We start from the raw sequence: 20,915 nt of genomic DNA, 5'->3' as shown, positions 1-20,915 counted from the left end.
ATATCCGTTGCGTTGTCAGGTCAAACAGCCAACGGCTCGCCGCATGGGTTTACTGTCGACGGAGCGCTCTGGCCGTCTCGACCGCGTCTTCGGCGCGTTCGGCGTCGAGCGAAGTCGGCGAGAACGCCGCGAGTTCGAAGGCCTCGACGACGGTCTGAATCGATTCGACGCGATCGTCTTCGGTGCCGTTTCGCCGGTAGTGGTCCAGTAGCTCCCAGTGAGTCGCTGTCTCGAGTTCCGCGTCGTTTGCCGCCAGGTCGGTCTTGAGCGACCGATAGGCGGTCATGACCGCGGCGTCGTAGGCGCCTCGATCGAGATGTGCGTCGATTCGCTCGTCGGAATTCGGTCGGGGGACCGTCACAGCAGGCCCCTCGGACGCGTCGAATCCTTCAGCCTCAGTTGCCGAGGCCGCGAACGAGGGCGACTCCGCTGAGTTTCGATCCGGAAGGACGTCGAAGCGAGTCGTGACGACCCAAACGCCCGCGAGCATCACGACTCCGACGAGACCCAGAATCACCCAGAGGTAGCCGCCCCCACCGACACCGACCGGAATGGAGGATCCGTCGGCCCCGAACAGCACCGACAGAATGCCCTCCAGCACGCTCCGCGGTGCGCCCACGTCCGCGGCGCCGCCACCGCCCGCCCGAAGTCTGACCGTCGCCGTCGCGTTCGCGTTTCCGAGATTCGACGACGGCTCGTCGTACGTGGCGCGCACCGTCGCGGTGGCTGCGCCCCCTGAGACATTCGACAGACGCGTCTCGAACCTTCCGTTTTCGTCAGTCTCCACGACCCGGCCGTCGCCGCCGGTGACACGAACGCGGACCGGTCGATTCGTCACGGGCCGACCGTCCGCGGTCCGCAACCGACCGCGAGCGACGACGCCTTCGCCCGTCGTCGACGCGTTCAACGAGAGTCTCGTCACCGTCCGTGCGACCACGAGGCGCTCCGAGGCGTTGACATTCGCGATCGCCCGGTCGCGATACGGGATTCGAACCGTGACCGAGCGCGCGCCGTCGTCGACCGTCGCCGGCAGTCGCACCGACGTCGCCATGCTGCCGTTGGGATCCGTGGCGGCCCGGACGAGGGGCTCCTCACCGACGACGACCTCGATCGGAACGCCGTCGACAGGGGTCCCGTCTACCGTCACCGCAGCCGATACTGAGAGTGGCTCACCGTAGCTCACACTGGCGGGCGACCGCTCGATCGTGATAGTTGGGGCCACTTGCTGTACCTCGACACCGAACTGATCGCTATCGGTCAGGTACACCGACTCGGGAGCGGGACGGTACGCGACCGCTATCGACTGCTCGCCGACTCGCGCGGACCGCGGTCGATACGCCGTCTCGAACGCGCCGTCGGCGTCCGTCGTGACGTTCCGTGTCCGGTTACCGACCCGGAGTTCGACCGTTCGGTCCGCCAGGACCGACCCGTTCTCCGTGCGAATCTGCCCCGTGATGGTGGCGGGGTCCGTGAACGATGCCGTCGGAGACGCGGCGCGAACGGTGAGCGTCGTCCCGACCAGCGTCTCCTCACGAACGGTCGCCTGGAGTTCCGTGACGTTCGCCGTCGTCTCGTTGACGAGCGTCTGGCTCTCGTCTAACGAGACGGCCGTCGCGTTCTCGATGTTGGCGTAGTTCCGGTTCAATCGTTGACTCTGATTCGAGACGTTCGCGGCGGTCCGATCCATCTCACGGGCTAGTCGGCGGGCTCGCCGTTCGTCCCCGGCCTCGCGGGCAGCCTGATACCTGTCGTACTGTGTCCGGTATCGCTCCACGCCGTCGACGAAGGCCCGCTGGTTCTCGCCAGCAGCCTCGAACTCTTCGGCGGCCGCGTCGTCGCTCTCAGTTCCCGTCTCGCCCGCCACGTCGACGTACTGTTCCAGTCGCTGGTCGTAGTCGTCGCCCAGCAGATCCCGTGCCCGTTCGTATTGCCCTTGCGACAGTGATACCGTCCCGTTCTCCAGGCGCCCGGAGAGCCGTCGCGCCAGCCACGTGGACGTCTGGCCCGCGTAGTCCTCGTCGGTCACCTCGGCCGGGTTCTCCTGTTGCGTGTCGTTCCCGTCTGTCGGCGTCGCCGTCGGCTGGGTCTGTGCGGCGGCGTCGCTTTGCACTGCAGCCGCACCCCCCGCGCCAACCGCGAGACATAGCACCGCCAGGGCTCCGACCGCGGCCCACGACTGTCTCAGTGACACATCGAATCATTCAGTCTGTCTGATAAAATGCGTTCGGTTGCCCTGAGGAGGTTGCATTACACCCCAGGGCAAGACACCAGTCGGCTGTTTTATTACTGTCGCTGTCTGACACTATCCAAATGGCTGACGACACGGCGTGGGCGCTGCTCGTTCCGCGACAGCTCCGCCAGTTGCCTGCCGATCTCGCTGCGATCATCGGCCTGGTCGTGGTGACGAACGTCGCGGCGCTGGCTCCAGTGGTCGCCGAGACGCCGCTCCGGATTGTCCTTGGACTTGCCTTCCCGCTGTTCGCCCCCGGCTACGCCTTCGTCGCCGCGCTGTTCCCGGAACACGGCGAGGGCACGGCGACCCCAGCCGACGGTGACGCGCTAGATCAGCGAAACGCTGGCATCGACGGCATCGAACGCGTCGCACTCTCGTTCGGTCTCAGTATCGCGCTCGTCCCGCTAGTCGCGCTCGTGTTGAACTTCACGCCGTGGGGCATCCGCCTCGTCCCCATCCTGATCTCCCTGAGCGGCCTGACGCTCGCCCTGACCGCCGTGGCCACCGTTCGACGGTGGGCACTGCCCGAGAACGAGCGCTTTCGCGTCCCGTACCGAGCGTGGATTCGATCCGGCCGCGAGGAACTGTTCGCGCCGGCATCGCGGGCCGACACCGCGCTGAACGTGCTCTTGGTTTTCAGTATCCTGCTCGCCGCCGGTAGCGTCGGTTATGCTGTTGCTGTCCCGAAGGACGGCGAGCAATTCAGCGAGTTTTACTTGCTAACTGAGAACGACGACGGGGAACTCGTCGCCGACGACTATCCGACGGAGTTCCAGCAAGGCGAGAGCCAGACGGTGGTGGTAGGCATCGGGAACCAGGAACACGAACAGATGGAGTATACCGTCTTCGTCCAGTTACAGCGCGTCGAGCGCGTGGGTAACGAGACGCGCGTTCGAGAACAGTCAGAGTTGCGGCGGTTCCAGCCAACTGTTGGCCACAACGAGACCTGGCATCGCCAGCACCAAATTACGCCACAGATGACTGGTGAGAGATTACGGCTGCAGTATCTGTTGTACCGCGGCGCGGCGCCGTCGACGGTGAACCAGTCGAACGCGTATCGTGAGACGCACCTTTGGGTGAACGTGACAGGATGATGCGACTTTTTTACATAAGTCACGCCTTATCCAAGTGGTTATTCAATTTCCACATGCGATAAGTCGACCCTGAAGTTGGTATATATGGAGGAATGTTGTACAATAACTATTCTTACCGAGATATTTCTCAAAAATTCAGAAAACTATAATATCTAAACTGCCGTATCCCTTAGAATAGCGCGAAACATCTCCAAGCGGAGTTCAACAAGCCAGATTCCAATCTCAGACAAAATACACTTTGGAGATTAGAATATTACCAATCTCATATTCTAAGATATATATTCTTTATTTCTTAATTTTCGAATTGTTTCTGAATCGTCAATCCGAGCACGGATGGAAATTGGCTCTAGAGTTCGCTCGATTGTGCATTATTCTAACTAAACTCTATCTTCAAGAGATTCACTCCAATTAAGTATTGGTAGAACCTCAAGATTATCTGACACCATGGGATCACTACTTCGGTCTGTTCTTTCTATTTTCTCTGGAAAAGTGGTAGGGATTATGATTAGTTTGGTGTTCACACCACTTCTTGTCCGTCTCATTTCTCAAAATCAATATGGCGTCTACGCAAGCGTATTGGCAGCGTTCAGTATTGTAACGCTCCTATCGAAAGGAGGACTATTTGACGCATCAAGGAAAACGGTCGCCGAATACGCCGGTGACGTGAGTGAGGTCTCGTCGGTGATTTCGGTTTCTCTATCCATGAGCGTAATTTATGGCCTAGCAACCACATTTATTATTTTCCTTTGTGTTGTTCTCGGGGTTGTTCCTTCGGAATACAGTACGTACACAATCCCGCTAGTTATTGCGATTTTGTTTGGAAATATTCTCCACATTATTAAGGGATCTTTCTATGGACTTCAGCGAGAATCGGTTGGTGAAATTCTACAAGTGAGTCGTCGACTCCTATACACTACTCTCGCACTTCTCCTTGCCTACCTCGGATACGACGTAATAGGTGTATTCGTTGGCTACGCCCTGTCTTTCGTTCTTGTGGGGCTAATGGGAGTCTTCCTACTGATGAAGCACACCTCGTATCACCTGTCTATGGATCCCCCGATTAGGAGATACGGGAAACAAATCGCCTCGTTTGGAGGTTATCAATTAATTGGCGGTATCAGTGCTATGATGTTATATAAATCGGATATTCTTCTTGTTAAATTCTTCCAGGGTTCGACACAGACGGCCCTCTATCAAAGCGCAATCGTCCCTGCAGAGATGATTTGGTTCGTCCCCTCTGCGATTCAACTTGCATTTCTACAACACACCGCAAGCCTCTGGTCTGATAGAAAAACTGACGAAATTAACCAAAGACTGCAAACAGGCGTTAAATACGCAATACTGTCATTAACGCTATTTGGAGTGGGGTTATTCGGACTCGCCGAATCGTTTCTCAATGTGTACTTCGGACCGAACTATGTTGGTGCAAAAACGACGTTGCAGATACTCATCTTCGGAACGTTCTTTTTTGGCACAACACGTGTTGTCACCCCAGTGTTACAAGCAACGGGGTGGATTCGACCAACCGAGTTTATCACGGTCATCGGACTACTTTTAAATCTCGCATTGAATGTCGTCCTCATTCCTCGATATGGGATTATTGGAGCTGGAGTCGGAACAGGGTTATCTTATGTAGCAATATTTATTGGTAACGTTGCCCTTTGGAAGTATTCACAATTCGACTTGGTTCCCCTACGTTGGACTGGTAAACTTGTGCTGACCCAAGTGATATTTGCTATCCTGTTTCTCGGAATAGTCCATTTGGTAGATCTACCACCGTGGATCTCGCTCGCCTTGTTCTCAACACTGGGCTTAGTGTTATTCCTCGGGATCAATATCGTAGCAGGATATGTCCCCATGTACCCAGTACAGTTGCGAACTGATTGAATAGTGCCACTTTATCAGAATTATTGAAGATTGAAACAGTACCTCCAAGAAGTACCAATATAGATACAATTAGCCGAAATTATTGTTCGTTGTAACATTGTTGAATGGTTTTATTACAAATTAGGTATTATATATCTCTTCCGATGATTCTTTTCAATGGCTATTTCTTCTATAACACGGCCAGCCTCAATCACAAATAACATTCACCGAAACAATTGTATAGGCTTAGAAGTAACGGAAAATGTCATGCGAATTTGTATTACGTCGCTACCATTAGATACACTTGGCGGCGCTGAGCGCGTAATCATCAATGAAGCGAGCTATTTTGCCAAACAAGGCCACGATGTATATCTAATCGCAGAGAGTATTGACAAAAAAGTTCTTAGCAACTATAACCTAGACGAGCGGGTTCAGTTAATAACATATGACATAGTGGATGTAGAAGGACTAGATATTCTAGATAGATCTCTTTCTATTCGGCCGTATTTAAATAAAATCGCTCCTGATGTTGTTCAGGCACATTACGTTGAAATAGGAACGTGGTTGGCGCTTCAAACACTCCGAATAACTCCGGCTTTCACGACTCATATTCACGGATCTCGCTTGTGGTTCCAAGATTCGGTCAGACGCTTTCCCCACTTACAGAAAAGGTGTGTTCAAGAAATTGTCTCCAGTGTCCCGGGCCACTCCGAATTCTGGAATCCGGATGACGAAATAAGCGTTCATCGTGTTGGTGCGACAGTAATTGAAAAATTAGAGAAATTAGCTTTACAAGCATGTGATGTTGTATTTACAAATACAAGACAGCTCAAAAAAGAGTTGAATTGTCTCTACGACGTCAAAGCAGAGGTAACACCCCCCGGCATTCATCAATCTTGGAGCGCGGATTCACAGAAAGTCCCGGATCTGCCAACTGATAAACCCTACATACTGAGTGTCAGTCGGCTTGATCCAAGGAAGCGAAATACGTTGTTGCTTCGAGCTTTTGCAGATATGGATCAGGAAAATATCCATCTAATCATTGGTGGTAAAGGTGAACAAATGGGGGAATTAAAACAATTAGCAAGTGAATTTGATATTGAGGAGCGTGTTCACCTCCCAGGATTTATTCATGACCATGATCTGCCATCATATTATAAAAATGCCGAGATCTTTGCGGTACCCGCGTGGATGTCATACGGGCTAACCCCATTAGAATCAATCTCTGTCGAGACAAAGACAGCAATCTCTACTGACACATATGTAAAAGAGATTATTAGTGAGGGTAGTGGCGTGAACGTAATTCCTCCTGAGACATCCGCTTGGACTAGAGGGCTGAATGAGTTACTCTCATGCAATTCTTCTCCCTCACCAAATTTGGTGCCGACAATTAACGAATATGGTGACAGGAAATTAGACCTAATGGAAGTGGCCGCTTGGGGCGACCAATGTTAAGTATTTGATGTTCTCGGACCCATATGGGCTCCCCAAATCTTACAAGATACCGGCTGGGACGGGTGTCGACATGATTTAGTTAGTTCTACAAGATACCAGAAGACGCCCAACAGGTCAATACCTCCAAGGGCACAAGACGTGATGGATAGAGTTAATAAAATGGCGGTACTTATCAGCATCCAATAATGAAATTGGTTGGATATTTTCCTGGCATTGATTTTACTGATCCTGATCAATTTGGACGTCGAATTCATACAAAGCAATTCATCGAAAATTTCCCAATCGAGGAATATACAGAGCACCACTTTATCGTAGGTCGAGGGTTAAATGAGGAGTGTCAAGGTGTGGAGAGTATTGGATTTGGAACTTCCTTCCTCGCAAAAATCGCCCGAGACATCTATGGACTGGTTTTACTACTCGCAATCTGGCTGCGGAGCGATGATTCTGTTGTCGTGTACACTAGGGACTCGCCGTATTTATCGAAACTCATTATAAGTGCCTTCCCAGGGACATATTCTGTTATCGAGGTAAACGGACTTCCTCAAACTGAAGAGAAAGAGGGTATTGTGAAGCGGTTGTATACTGCAATCCGAACACTCAGTCGAACAAAGGCAGATCTGCTGATTACCGTTTCGGGCAGCGTCAAAAAGACGCTAGCGCAAGACCATGCAGGAACACCCATCTATGTCGTTGAAAACGGCGTCGATACCGATTTGTTCGAACCAATGGACTTTGGAAGCTCAGAAGATGGAATTCTGAAAATCTGTTACGTTGGTGGACTTCAGGAATGGCAGGGAATTGACCGCATGATAGATGTAGTAAGTCGCATCAGCTCAGACGTTGAGTTTACCCTCATTGGTGGCAGCGCACAAAGACAACAGGAGATTCAAGAGATTGCCAGCCAACGTAGAATGAAAGATGAGATTGATGTTGTCGGTAGAGTCGATCATGATATGGTTCCAGAGTATATCAACAAGTCAGATATCTGTTTCGGCCCGTTCTCCCCATCTCGATATGCATCACCAATGAAAGTATATGAATACCTTTCTTGTGGGAAGCCCGTACTCGTTATTAACGACGAAGGACTGGGAACTCTCGACAGATACCCGGGCGTTACCGTACTTCCTTCGACGTTGTCCGACAGCGAGGTCGCCAGCCACGTCGAACGGATAGCTAACGAGATGGCAGATAACACCGAGGGTCGAGTGTTCATCAGGGAAAACCACTCATGGGAGGCTGTAACGCAGAAGATTCAAGCACATATTAAGAAGAACGGTATGGCGTAATACAAAATTTCAATCGCCGATTCTCAAGACAACGTTAACAACTTCTTATTATCTCACCACCTCCGGAATCATAGACAGTGCTGTAGCAGGGTGGAATAGTCGCACCAGAATAATTTCTATATCTCGTCCGGAATAAAAAGGCAGAGTCGTCTGTATTTCGAGAGAAGTTGGATAATGTTTCGGTGGTTAGATGTTGTGAATCTACGTAGCTTTTGAAATTATTTTGACTTCGTGCCCTCCCGATTCTGAGACCTTCGGAAGTACCCCTTGTATAATGATCAGTATGGATGGTGTCGAAATAATTAAAGCCGTGCGTTATGGATGCTATTTCTGAATCGGTCTGGTAGGATGGATAGGCAGGAGGCTGCTTCTCGGTTGGAGGAACGAATGGTATCGGGAGTCCATAGTGAATTCCAATTACCGACACTGCTGGATTAAGCACGATCAGGATTACCAGAATTATGATTCCCGGCCGCCCAATCGAATACAGCTTGTAGCCTACAAAACCAACAACAGGGCCCAACAATAACATGGTGATGTCGAAAAACCTCGAAACATTTGACTGGGCTCCGGCGGCAAACGCCATGCCGATAACTCCAAAGAAGACACAAATGGTAATCGTCCATACCTGCGAGATCTCTGGGTTACCGCGGAATAAGCAAGTAATTGTGTTACATAAGGCGATTGTTACACAAAAGCCACTAACGAGCAAGGGAATAGCAAATAACAGAAGTACTGGAATCTGGATACCTGATATCGAGATTGCCTGCTGTGCGAACTGCGAACCGCTCACTTCTGCTGATACACCAGACCCTGGTAATAACACGCCCAACACACGCCACACCTGAATTTTAAATAATCCAGCTTGGGTTTCACGCCAGATCTGTATTGAGGAAACGAGAGCAACAAGTAGAAAGATCGCCGCTACTCCTTTCAAGTCACTTTTCTGTCTCATTTTCACATTGACGAATTCAAAACAGTCAATGTATCTGAATGAGCTCGTGAAGAATAAATACAGCCCAAACAATATAAATAGTACTATCGGAACAGTGTTGTGTGTAAGTATGGCAGACATTAATATTACAAAACCGGCAGCAACCCAGCGCTTAGAATCGGAGTGTGTCATAGTATAGGCGATAATGAATACGTATACTGATCCAAGCACTTGTGGGAAAGGGAGTGCTGTCCGTTTGTAATGCCACGCCGAGACGATAATCATGAGAAGGGCCAGTAAGCCTGGGAGATTTGAGTTGGTCTCAGTAATCCGGTTGGTGAACAGATAGACAAACAGAAGACTGACGAGAACGGCAGCGATATACATAAGAAAGTAACCTTGTTTTGTGTTTAACCCTGTAAGAAGGGTCAGTTCTGTTGCGAGTGTGTGCGATACAGGATACCAAGTATAGTACCAGATCGATTCGGGGATGATCTCGCCTGTCCGGACCACATATCTGGTAATTCCCAAGTGTAGTCGTGGATCATGTCCGAGTAAGGGCGCAGCTCGCCATACCAATCCACGGGTAAGGACTGTCAGGATGAAGATCGGTATGATAACTACAGATGGTCGGTAACGGGCCGCAGCGATGGACAAGATCACTGCGATACCGATGAACGCCAGAATGACATAGTATAACGATAAAAATATATAAATAATAGTCAGTAATGATGAGAATATAAGGAACGCAGAGGTGAAAAATTTAATTTTATTCTTTGGTTTCGAGACTTCAGAATCTGGCTGTGATCCAAAGTGAAAAATCATTAGAAAGACAATGGCAGCGATTACGACAGTGATGAACGGATATATCAGTATAGGTGGAACCATTTCTCTGAGATTACATTATATATTCCAATCTCCAGGCATCAAAATCTGCCGGTATAAATCAAAACGCTAGGGTAGATGACAAGCAATACAATGTTTAGCGACTCGTAAGACTGGTCAGTTTTGAATAAAGCATAAGGCTGGGGTGAGTCGCTAACAAAAGGCTAGTTGAAGAGCATTCCAACGGACAACCGGTTTCACAAATACTGAATAGGGACGAATAGTAAGTTGCCACAATGGCATCCCGCAAATTTCAGCAGTTTTTGTATGGTTCCTATTTGTACCCCTTTTTATGGGCTACAAAGAACTTTAAAATAGGGCATAACGTATTGGATAGTGACTGGGATGCGTTAATCATTCTTGATGCCTGTCGGGTAGATGCGCTTCAGAATGTCGCTAGTGAGTACGACTTCATTGGTGACGTTGAATCGCGTTGGTCTGTTGGATCAACATCCAAAGAGTGGTTAATAAACACGTTTCGAAGAGAATACACACAAGATGTCAACGAAATTGGGCTAGTGACTGGCAATGCATGGGCGGAAGTGCTATTTGAAGAGGAACCAAATTGGGGTTCTTGGACCAGCCTAAAGGGAAGTATTTGGGATGGACATCCCATTTCAACGATTGCTGAGCGTGAACTGATCCGTGAAGATGATTTCCACACTTATCTCCCTGTTTGGGTGAACGAGGGTCGCAGAAACGGGAATACCGCCCCACGAGCGGAACACGTAACAGATGCTGCAATCAATGTCGGGCGTGAAGCCAACCCTGAAAGACTAGTAGTCCACTATATGCAACCCCACGAACCGTTTTTCCACGACTCGGGTGATGACACACATCTCTCAGAAATAAACAAAAATCCCACTGAGGCGCTACGAAACGGTGAGAAAAAATCGAAAATTTGGGAAGGGTACCTTGATAACCTCAGATATGTACTGGACTCGGTCGAACTACTGTTGGAAAATATGGAGGCTGAAAAAGTTGTAATCACAGCCGATCACGGCGAACTCTTCGGAGAAGTCGGATTAGTCGGCCACTTCGCTGGATTCCCTCACCCAAAGCTTAGAAAAGTACCCTGGGTAGAAACTGAAGCTGTAGATAAGGAAACCTATACTCCGGAGAAGAATTTTTCGGATATGAAAAATTCGTCTGGAGATGTAGAGGATCGTCTTGCTGACTTGGGATACTTATGAAATGCTGGGATATTAATGCCTCAAGATCCGGAACAGGTAAAATCGGATCGTTTCCGTATGCAAAAATACCCATAGATTTCTGCGAGAGAGTTACTAGACAGATATTGGCTTGCCGTACTCAATGAGGTCAACTTGGGGGTCCAACGGTTAATTGAGAATTATAAAACTATCGTTGTGGTAGAATCTGGACACGTCCAAAACGGGATCTAACACCTCACTCTATAACTGGACCCAATCCGTATTATCCCAAGGACTATGATAGCAGACAGGATCAGAATATACTACAATTTAATAAATGAACTCTAGTAATGTCGTTCTCCTCGGCCTTGATGGTCTCGACTGGGTCGAAATAGAACCCTGGGTAGAAGATGGTACACTGTCGAATATTCAAGACATTTGTCAAGAGGGTATGGCTACGAACCTCAACAGCACTCATCCTCCATGGACTCCCTGTGCATGGCCGTCATTCCTGAGTGGCCGCAATCCGGGTGAACACGGCGTTTTCGATTTTTTCACCCGAGAAGGGTATAATAAGCGGCTAATCAAACGTCCTGAGATTGATGCATCCTACCTGTACGAAACGGCCGACGCCATAGGACAAACGCCGGTGATCATCAACTACCCCGTCACGCATCCGACTCCTGAACTCAACAATGGCGCGATAATTCCGGGCTATCTCGCCCATGAGGACGTTGCCTTCTACCCGGAACACCTACAGGACGAGTACGAAGCAGAGTATGGTACGTACGTCATCTACCCAGAGTACGGGACTGACGCAGTCAAGGGCTACGTTGAGGTCGCCCAGCATCGCCGCGACATGGCTCAGTTCCTAAACGAACGCTATGACTGGGACTTGATGGCAGTCCAGTTCCAGGTTACTGACTCGATTTTCCACGACCTTGATGATCGAGAGCAGATCAGGGAAGTACTCGAAAACGTCGACGAATTCGTCGGCGACATCATCGAGCTTGGTGGAGAGGACCCGCTAGTACTGATCGCTTCCGACCACGGTATGGGCGATTACGAGTGGACTTTCTACGTCAACTCCTGGCTCGCCGAGAACGGCTATTGTGAGACCACCACTGGAGAGGAACAGTACTTCAGACAAGCTAAAGACGAACTGAAAGGCGAAAGCGGAGAGAAAGAGCCTTCCGGGATTGTCTCAGCTGTTGGGACCGCTGCTTCTGCACTGTCAGCAGTTGGCCTCTCACCTCGCCGAATCCATCAGGGGCTCGGCGCGGTTGGCCTTGACAAAACTGTCGAGCGACTGTTACCAGAGGATGCACTAGTCGCCGCCCAAAACCAGGTCGTTGATCACGAGAATTCGGTTGCTTACCAACTCCTGTTCAACAGCCTCGGTATCCATCTGAACGTCGAAGGGCGGGAACCAAATGGACAGGTGGCTCCCAAGGAATACGATGATGTTCGTAAGGAGTTGATGGAAAAGCTCTCGCAAGTCCGGGACCCAGACGGGAACCTTGTGTTCGATGACGTCTTGCCCCGTGAGGCAGTCTATGAAGGCAAGCATCTCGAAGACGCTCCAGATATTGTGCTTGTGCCGCGAGATTATCAGTACGACGTGAGCGGTTCCATCGTAGACACCTTTCGTCGGAATCCCCACAAGAACCACAAGCCAGAGGGAATCCTAATCTCGAATCGAGATCTAGATATTGATCCCGAAACAGGAGCCTCAATCTATGATATTGCACCCACTGTTGCGGCGGCGCTTGGATTGCCCGTGGACAGTGAAACCGACGGCGAGGTGCTAGGTCCGTTTGAAACTGACGAGCGAGTAGACTGGGATGACCTTGCAAGAGAGTACCGTGAAGTGTCGGACTCAGAGAGTGGTCCGACTGACGACGTTGAGGATCGACTGGCTGATCTCGGCTACATGGAGTAGACCGAGAAGCGAACCTCAGGCAATGTCAGTGTAGAGTTGGTGCGTACGCTCCGCAACCCCCTCCCACGAATACTCCGCTTCAACTAACTTCCGTGCGTTCTCCCCCCACTTACGGGCCTCCTCAGGATCTTCGAGTGCCAATCGTAGCCCCTCAGCCAATTCGTCGGGAGATTTGGGTGGGACGAGATAGCCGGTCTCCCCATGTTCAACAAACTCTTCGATTCCTTCCACTGAGGTCGCAATTACTGGTGCACCGGAAGCCCAGGCCTCCAACAGCGTAAGAGGATGTCCCTCCCAAACAGATGGTAACACGAACACACCTGCCGACGCATAGTGTCTTGTGACCTCCTCATCGGAAACACGGCCCTCAAATACCACCCTATCATCTATGTTCAGATCGTTTGCAAGCCCAACCAGTTCCTCCTTCTGGGGACCGGTCCCGACGATAATCAGGTCCGTGGCTAGGAACTCTGCTTCGAGCTGTGCGAATGCGCGAATCAGGTCAGAAACGCGCTTTTTGGGCGCGAGGCGACCAAGAAATAGAATGTCTGACCCTCGCTCCAGATCACCTGAGAAGCGGTCTAGGTCAACACCGTTCGGAATACAGCTTACGTCAGTATGGTGGTCAGAAAGCATGCCGACGTGCTCGTTGTTGACAGAAATCACGTGGTCGTAATCGAACCCAAGGACGAACTGCCGTTCGATACGTAGTTTGGCACCGGCGAGCTTCGACGTGTCTCGACCAACACCAGACGTGATTGCGGTGCCATGCACGGTGAATACGGTCGATGCGTCCGTTACTGCCTTCCCAAGACGAGTCGGCATCGCTGGCAGAAATGTGTGGCCGTGGATGATATCGTAATCGCCAGTGAAGAGTTTGGGAAGTGGGGCCGCCATCGAGGCAACACGGCCGATGGGATTCCAATACTCTGTGCAGGGGCCAAGTCGATGTAGCGTGACTGCGCCATCCACAAATTGTTCTGTTTGTTTGTATTGGTCTCCGTCTTGCTGGAGAGCGCGTGTGTAGATATCGATTTCGTGGTCGAAGTTCTCCGCGAGTGTGACTGATAGCTCCTTCACGTGAACAGGGCCCCCACCTGTTCGTGGCCACCAGTCGTCCTGTAACATCGCGATTTTCATCGAATCACTCTTTATATCCCAGCGCACTCAGTCGCCTTTCAATTTCCTCATCTACTTCATCTTCGGTAGCTGAATCTCCGTCACTTCCAATGCGCACTCGTTCGTTGACGTGCGCCTCCAGTTCCTCACGGAGTGAGCGGTCCGAACATTCCCCGTAAGTGATCGAACCAGTATTCTGATCACGTTCGCAGAAGCAGATGCCCTCTCGGGTCCGAAGGGCGTATCGACGAATGTGGCTGTGTTCGTCCTCGCCCCGAGCTTGGAGAAACACTGTTCGGTCATCTCCAAATTGGTCTAGCAATGACATACGTGCAGAATCAATATCCACTCCTGCAATCCGTTTGCATGTACTCACAATATCTAACGTACTTACCGGCGTCTCTACGGTTCTATCAGTCCCCTCAGGTTCCCGAACGAACAGTGGCACGTGCGTTATCTCATCGTGCAAGTATCGAGGGTGCTCGTAGTAGCCATGTTCGCCGAAGGCGTCACCGTGGTCGGCTGTTACTATGAGTAGCGAGTCCTCGAGTATGCCCCGACTTTCGAGGTCGTTGAGGAACTCTCCGATGCGCTCGTCATTATATTTGATTTCAGCATCGTACAGATCAATCAACAACTGGCGCTCTTCGTCAGAAATCGACTCTGGATCGTCGATCGCACGCTGGTAGAGCGACTGGGCCTCACGGCCAGACAACGTTCTGTCCGCATAGAGCGTCGCGTACTCACCTGGGGGCTCGTACGGTCCGTGAGTGTCCATGTAGTGATTCCAGAGGAAGAACGGCTCTTCTGAATCCAGCGAATCAATCCACGACAGCGACCGCTCGTTGATCTCTTCAGCCCGGGCGTAATGGCGATTGCGCAGTTTATCCAACGCGCGCTGGGCCAGAGCAACGAGTTTGTGCTGGCCGAAATGAAGATCATCGTCGAACTTGTCGAATCCTTGATCGAATCCATACGCTCTCGAAACGAACGGATTCGAGTGGAACCCTCCAGTCGCGAACCCAGCCTCTGAAAGTCGTGAGGCGATTGTTTCAGTCGCGAGCCGGTAGCTTCCGTCAATAGCCACATCGGGGTATTCGCCGGTAAGTAGCGCTGGAACCGCCTCGCGTGTATGCGAACTGGCGCTATAGGCGTTCTCGAATCGAATACTTTCTTCGGCCAGGCTGTCCAGTACTGGTGACGTATTCCTCCCGTACCCGTAGCAGCCGAGGTGGTCGGCTCGGAGGGCATCGAACGAGAGAAGAATAATATTCTCCGGACCAGCTTTCATCTACCAGACAGCTATTGGCCCGATGGTAAATTTGTAGCGGTGCTGACTTTCCTCGTCTCCGAATTGTATGGAAAATGTATTCCATCAATCGGAGCTCTGCTAGAGGAGATATCGCCAGTCTTCGAAAGATAGGGTTCCTCCCCGTTACCTTCACCGGTTACCACTCGTCCCGAGCTGCCGCCTGGTACGTCTCTTCTGCGAGCGAAGCCACTTGATCCCAGTCGAAATCCTGGGCGACCAACCTGGGTTGTCCAGCCGGAGAGTGACCAGCAATCGCATCTTCTAGCACTGTCGCTAGCTCAGCAGTATTCGGTTCGACGAGGAATCCGCCGTCCTGAATGACCTCGTCGGCTGCAGACTCAGAATGGTCCGCACCGATGACGGTACAGTCGGCTGCCATCGCTTCGGCGTACGTGATCCCAAACCCTTCTCGGGTCGACGGCGAGGCAAAGATATCAGCGGCCTGCATGTGTGCTAACACGTCTTCGTACTCGTCGAGGAATCCAAGAAACGTGATCTGCGAACTCGAATCAAGCGTGCTAGCTTGGCGTTCGAGCGCTTTCTTTTTCGGCCCCTCACCGATAATTCCTAGCGTTGTGTCCGGAGGTGCGATCTGATCAAAGGCGATGAGCAAGTCGTCGACACGTTTCTCTTCGATCAACCGCCCGGCAAAGAGCACGTCGAAGCCATCTGATACGGGCTCAATGTCCCGGATTTGCTCGTAGTCGATTCCGTTCGGAATCGATCGAATCCGGTCGCGGTCGGGACCGAGCTCGGACAAGCGCTCCGCAGTCACCTCAGAAACAGCGACTGGATGCTGTGGGGAGTTGGCCGTGAGATACTCGACAGTTTGTCCGAGTGGCCCTAGTGTTCCCAGATACTCCTTCCAGTAGTCACCCCAGACCTCGTGCCAGGTCGTCACCAACGGCGTTCCACGCAGCGTTGTCGACGGCAGGCAGGCTAGCACCGGAAAATACGGAAACACGGAGGCGACAACCACGTCGTGGGACTCGATATTTCGCCAGAGAGGAACGAGTACGTCGACAGCGAACTCCAGAGCCTCTGTAATCGAGCGCCGTTCATCGTTGTAAATCTCCCGGGCCGGGCTCACTGCTCGGAGTGTCATCCCTTCGTGAATGGTCTCCTCAGGACCATCCCAGAAGTGCCGGCCGTACACTGTGACGGAATGTCCACGGTCAACAAGTCGCGTTCCGACCTCGTGGATGCGCTTTTGCGCACCGCCCGTCACGAACGGATAGACGACGTTCGAGACGAACGCAATGTCCATGTGGATGCAACCAGCATTGTGTCAGTTAATATAGTTCCGGTCGGCCCAAACTACTGATTCGTTATTTCAGCGAAGTGCGCTTGTTTGCTTTTATTTCACAGCTGATCTTCGGACAGAATCCTCGTTCTACGGAACGTAGAAGGTGTTTCCAAGTGAATGTTGAGTGGTCTGAACACAGTGATTCATTCAGTCACAAGAGAGAGACAGACACCAGATTTCCGGAGTCTTTAGCCCCATAGTCTGATTAAGCAGCTAGCCCACATTTACACACCATTTTTCCGGAGTCTTCCGGTATTAGAACCGCTCTGTTGGCGATTTCTAACGACATCGAGACACTTGAAACAGAGGTAGCACCAGTAACTATAGTTATTGTAGAAGGACATCTTTATCACTGGTCGCTGAATATTATCCTCCAATGTCAGATCCAGTCTTCACCCGCGGGAAAACACCCTTTGCTGATCGAGATGTTCTTTCAGACCGATACACACCGGACGAATTGGTTGGACGAGATACTGAACTTCAGCAGTACACTGACTACCTCGAACCCGCGATATGGGGAGAGGATCCGAACAATATCTTTCTCTACGGGAAGACCGGGGTTGGGAAGACAGCAGCTACACGATACCTACTTTCACATCTCCAGCAAGACGTCAAACAGTATTCAGATACCGAGATCGAGTCCGTATACATCAACTGCGACGGTCTCACAACGTCTTATCGGGTCGCAATCGCCATTATTAATTCACTTCGAGATCCAGCAAATAAAATCGGTGAAAGCGGATACAGTACGTCTGAAGTGTACGAGATGATGTGGGATGAACTAGAGTCAGTCGGCTCTGAACACGACGCGACGAAGAACGTGATCGTCTTACTGGTGCTCGACGAAATCGATCATACAGAAGTCGGCGAAGACTCTATCTTGTATCAGCTCTCTCGGGCCGCTGAACAGAATACACTCGACTCAACACGAGTAGGTGTAATCGGAATCAGCAACGACCTAACGTTCTCCGATCGACTGTCACCGAAGGTTAAATCGTCTCTGTGTCAGAAAAAGATCTTCTTCGAAACGTACGAAGCAGATGAGCTCAGAGAAGTACTGGCACAACGTGCGACAATCGCGTTCAAAGAGGACGCACTCGACCAGGGGGTAATTCCACTCTGTGCTGCGTACGGGCGTAAGCAAAGCGGTGACGCCAGGGAAGCGCTCGATTTACTCCGTGCAGCAGGAGATATCGCTCGAAACGATAATCGAGAGATTGTTACAGAAGAAGACGTCAATGAGGGGCAGAGTCGTGTCCAGCGCGAGGGAATTATTGCCGGTGTCCGTTCACTGCACGACCATAGCCGATACGTTCTGTATGCACTGGTAACGCTTTCCGCAAAAGGCCAGACCCCCGCACGGACTCGGAAAATCCACGAGCGTTATACCCAAATTTGTGATATTGCAGGCGTAGAGTCTCTTACCTCTCGACGAGTTCGTGACTTTTTGCGCGAATTAGATATGCTCGGTGCGCTCACAATCTCCGAACGGAATCAAGGAGAAGCCGGTGGTCACTATTACGAATTCGAACTTGATCACGCCCTGGAAACCATTGTGACCGCACTCGAGGAAACAATCGATGACATCGGTATGCATGAGTCATTATCGTCGAACACGCGAATAGGGTGAGCAGAGAAGACTCCGGAAATATGGTGTGTCTCCTTGAGACTGGATACAAGAGAGATGTTCAGAACCTCGCTACGTGGAGTGTGAGTCTCACGGTAATTGATTGACGGCCAGTACACGAATCGCTGCTCTCAAAGTGATTGCAATGATTGAGGAAGACTCCGGAAATTCGGTGTGGGACGGAGTTGTTGTGCCCCCCGTGAGAGTGTGTAGTATACCCGCCACTCATCCCTAGCTGAAATCAAGCGGTGGACTACCGTACTGCTCGCCCGACGGCTTGCAAGGATGCAAATTCCCCCTTGAATGACGCACCTCACAGGAACCGAATGTATCAGATCGTTTCGACAATATCCAGCAACGCCTGTTCCCGTCTTTCACCACGTAGACTCAATCAATCCTGGTCACTGACCCGAACTACTTGTCAATCCCATCAACATCCCTGACGAGCCACATAGAAATTCGCTATTATCCTGTTTCGGGCCGTCAGCATAGATGCACCCAGACAGGTATATGTAAACATATACTCAGAAATGTCTGTCTGGATTCAACAACTATACTACCCAAAATATGGTTTTGAGGTGTCACCTGATTTATGTTAGTGTTGACTTGGGTTAGTGATAATTGGACTACAGAAATCAGGGAAGATATCTGAGTATAGTTGCTGATTCGACACTCAATCATGTCTATCCATCTACAATACTGCTGCAACTCATAATAACACATGTACGACTGTGATTTCGATTTTCAGTTTAGAGACGAGAGCGTGTCTCGATCATCGAGATTCCCGTTGTGTATTCTCAGTCCTACACCTGCCATATTTCTAAACCCCACATATGGAGAAGTATAGTAGCATCTTATCTCCACTCTTCCGAATTCTCGTATTATCTCCCATATCTGTATCCATAATAGTCAGAATTGTCTATTAACTAGCCCCTTTGGAGATGTAAATCAGAATACTCTGACCATACACTCCTAACCGCGAGTATAGTCTACTTACTGTACTTGTCTCCCAGGGCTGCTTCATCTCTCGCCAGTTTTTGACACTAATACCCTCGGTCAAGACGATACATGCCATCTCTGCGGGTTCGGAGTACGAGAGTGCCTCTTTGGAACCCGTATTCGGGTTCTATTTTCGATTAGAGCAACTTCTTTCAGCGTCCGAAGAGGGAGTGGAGAGATTGTCTTTCTCACCAAGCACCATTGACAGGTCGCTGGTCCTAAGTTCGTATGTGATGGTGAAAATCTAGTGTGTGCCTCCTCGGAGTTGATCACTCTTCGATAACTTCTACCTCGTATTCACTCGCTCGCACCCGGATCGGAAACCAGCCCTCTTCGTCGACACCAAGCAGTTCTTCAGAATACCCATCACGTCCGTTCCCGGCCTTCGCCGAGTGAACCCAGTCCACTCTCTTCACTAAGTTTTCGGCCATCCTAAAATTCGAAATCTTTTTGGTTATTTAGGTGGGCCTAAAACACATGGCAGACAATTCCAGCAGCCATGAAGCGCCGACGCGGCGAGAGTACATGAAGTATGGCGGAGCAATTGTAGGAGGGGGGCTGCTCTCCGGCTGTGCGGGCCAGTCAAATAGCGGGTCAACCCCGACTGAAACGGGGGGGAGCAGGTCAACTACGAACTCGACATCCGAAGACGAGAGCTATGCAGTGTCGATGTCGCCCGCAGGAGAGGTCACCTTCGATAGCGTTCCCGACAAGTGGGCGACCTACTACCCTGGCTATGCGGATATGGGCGTCGCGCTCGGTCTGAGCGATGATCTGACCGGTGTCGGCCAGCCTTCGGAGTATTACACTGCGTTCTATGACGCTGTTCCTGGTGTCTCAGTCGATTCGGATTCGTTGACGGCGTTGTGGGCTGATGGGATCGACAAGGAGACTTTCTACGAACTGGACAACGACGTACATCTTATCAGTCCAGAGAATATGAAACGGTCATTCGACTGGACCGATAAGGATCTGGCTGAAATCACGGAGAATGTCGGTCCCTTCATCGGTAATCGGATCTACCGCCGTTCCGATGAATGGCACGATCACCGCTACTACACGATGTACGAAGCCTTCGAGAAGGTCGCACACGTATTTCAGAAAGAGGGGCAATACCAGAAGTTCAAACAATTTCATGACGAGTATATTGCTGATATCCAGTCCAGACTCCCAGCAGAAAGCGATCGTCCGAGTGTCCTGCTCACCTACGAAGGGTCAGCGGAACCGGAGACGTTCTCACCGTATCGGCTTGATGATAGGGGGACAAATAAGAAACAATGGCACGATCTTGGGGTTACCGATGCACTCGCGAATACGAGCGTGGAACAACTTAGTGCAGAAAACCGGACCAACCTCGATTTCGAGAGCCTGCTGACGATCGATCCCGATGTGTTACTCATACGGGGACACGAAGAGAAATCCGCCAGTGAGTTCCAAGATACGGTCCTTGCTTCCCTGCAGGATCATCCAGTCGGTAGTGAATTGACCGCCGTACAGAACGGACGAGTGTATCGTGGTGGGCTACTCTGGCAAGGCCCGATCCAGAATCTCTTTCAAACCGAACAAGCCGCACAACAACTGTATCCGGACACTTTCGGTGATATCTCCTCCGACAGGAAGCTGTTTGATCGCCAGCGCGTTGCAGACATCATCAACGGAACCACATAATCGAACAGAATCAGTTCACGGTTAGGTTGCTCTGTGAA

General features: G+C 50.9%; 14 protein-coding genes. 8 read left to right on the top strand and 6 right to left on the bottom strand.

The annotated features are described in order from the left end of the window. Positions 1–49: 49 nt before the first annotated feature. On the bottom strand, positions 50–2,191 hold the full coding sequence (locus tag ACOZ4I_RS08765) for a hypothetical protein (RefSeq protein WP_423998606.1): 2,142 nt from the start codon (positions 2,189–2,191) through the stop codon (positions 50–52). A 119-nt stretch (positions 2,192–2,310) separates the two neighbouring features. On the opposite strand from ACOZ4I_RS08765, the gene ACOZ4I_RS08760 reads away from it, so the two are divergent. The 4 genes from ACOZ4I_RS08760 to ACOZ4I_RS08745 all read left to right on the top strand — a co-directional run bounded on the left by ACOZ4I_RS08760 (position 2,311) and on the right by ACOZ4I_RS08745 (position 7,934). Beyond that, entirely contained in the window at positions 2,311–3,327 is a 1,017-nt protein-coding gene (locus tag ACOZ4I_RS08760) for a DUF1616 domain-containing protein (RefSeq protein WP_423998604.1), read from the top strand. A 444-nt stretch (positions 3,328–3,771) separates the two neighbouring features. Then, positions 3,772–5,214 (top strand): oligosaccharide flippase family protein, encoded by a 1,443-nt coding sequence (locus ACOZ4I_RS08755; RefSeq protein WP_423998602.1) that lies wholly within the window; start codon positions 3,772–3,774, stop codon positions 5,212–5,214. A gap of 156 nt (positions 5,215–5,370) precedes the next feature. After that, on the top strand, positions 5,371–6,648 hold the full coding sequence (locus tag ACOZ4I_RS08750; RefSeq protein WP_423998600.1) for a glycosyltransferase family 4 protein: 1,278 nt from the start codon (positions 5,371–5,373) through the stop codon (positions 6,646–6,648). A gap of 185 nt (positions 6,649–6,833) precedes the next feature. Further along, a complete protein-coding gene (locus tag ACOZ4I_RS08745) occupies positions 6,834–7,934 on the top strand; it encodes a glycosyltransferase (RefSeq protein ID WP_423998598.1) in 1,101 nt (366 codons plus the stop codon). Positions 7,935–7,968: 34 nt separating this feature from the next. Here the strand turns inward: ACOZ4I_RS08745 and ACOZ4I_RS08740 are convergent, their stop codons facing one another. Then, on the bottom strand, positions 7,969–9,381 hold the full coding sequence (locus ACOZ4I_RS08740) for a hypothetical protein (protein WP_423998596.1): 1,413 nt from the start codon (positions 9,379–9,381) through the stop codon (positions 7,969–7,971). Positions 9,382–9,989: 608 nt separating this feature from the next. Here ACOZ4I_RS08740 and ACOZ4I_RS08735 point away from each other — a divergent pair. Together ACOZ4I_RS08735 and ACOZ4I_RS08730 are read left to right on the top strand one after the other, a co-directional pair. Next, a complete protein-coding gene (locus tag ACOZ4I_RS08735) occupies positions 9,990–10,946 on the top strand; it encodes a PglZ domain-containing protein (protein WP_423998594.1) in 957 nt (318 codons plus the stop codon). Between the two features lie 295 nt (positions 10,947–11,241). After that, positions 11,242–12,846 (top strand): alkaline phosphatase family protein, encoded by a 1,605-nt coding sequence (locus ACOZ4I_RS08730; RefSeq protein ID WP_423998592.1) that lies wholly within the window; start codon positions 11,242–11,244, stop codon positions 12,844–12,846. Between the two features lie 15 nt (positions 12,847–12,861). Here the strand turns inward: ACOZ4I_RS08730 and ACOZ4I_RS08725 are convergent, their stop codons facing one another. The 3 genes from ACOZ4I_RS08725 to ACOZ4I_RS08715 all read right to left on the bottom strand — a co-directional run bounded on the left by ACOZ4I_RS08725 (position 12,862) and on the right by ACOZ4I_RS08715 (position 16,544). Continuing rightward, complete coding sequence (locus ACOZ4I_RS08725) at positions 12,862–13,974, bottom strand: glycosyltransferase family 4 protein (RefSeq protein WP_423998590.1); 1,113 nt, start codon at positions 13,972–13,974, stop codon at positions 12,862–12,864. A 16-nt stretch (positions 13,975–13,990) separates the two neighbouring features. Further along, positions 13,991–15,256, bottom strand: coding sequence for a sulfatase (locus ACOZ4I_RS08720; protein WP_423998589.1), 1,266 nt, complete (start codon positions 15,254–15,256; stop codon positions 13,991–13,993). Between the two features lie 157 nt (positions 15,257–15,413). Continuing rightward, positions 15,414–16,544 (bottom strand): glycosyltransferase family 4 protein, encoded by a 1,131-nt coding sequence (locus ACOZ4I_RS08715; RefSeq protein WP_423998587.1) that lies wholly within the window; start codon positions 16,542–16,544, stop codon positions 15,414–15,416. 415 nt (positions 16,545–16,959) lie between these two features. On the opposite strand from ACOZ4I_RS08715, the gene ACOZ4I_RS08710 reads away from it, so the two are divergent. Further along, positions 16,960–18,213, top strand: coding sequence for a Cdc6/Cdc18 family protein (locus ACOZ4I_RS08710; protein ID WP_423998585.1), 1,254 nt, complete (start codon positions 16,960–16,962; stop codon positions 18,211–18,213). Between the two features lie 1,265 nt (positions 18,214–19,478). Here the strand turns inward: ACOZ4I_RS08710 and ACOZ4I_RS08705 are convergent. Continuing rightward, entirely contained in the window at positions 19,479–19,640 is a 162-nt protein-coding gene (locus ACOZ4I_RS08705) for a hypothetical protein (protein ID WP_423998583.1), read from the bottom strand. A gap of 46 nt (positions 19,641–19,686) precedes the next feature. Between ACOZ4I_RS08705 and ACOZ4I_RS08700 the strand changes: the two genes are divergently transcribed. Continuing rightward, a complete protein-coding gene (locus ACOZ4I_RS08700) occupies positions 19,687–20,877 on the top strand; it encodes an ABC transporter substrate-binding protein (RefSeq protein WP_423998581.1) in 1,191 nt (396 codons plus the stop codon). Positions 20,878–20,915 lie beyond the last annotated feature (38 nt).

The organism is Haloarcula salina, from assembly GCF_049603855.1.
Lineage (GTDB): Archaea > Halobacteriota > Halobacteria > Halobacteriales > Haloarculaceae > Haloarcula > Haloarcula salina_A.
This window is presented reverse-complemented; position numbering and strand designations above follow the sequence as displayed.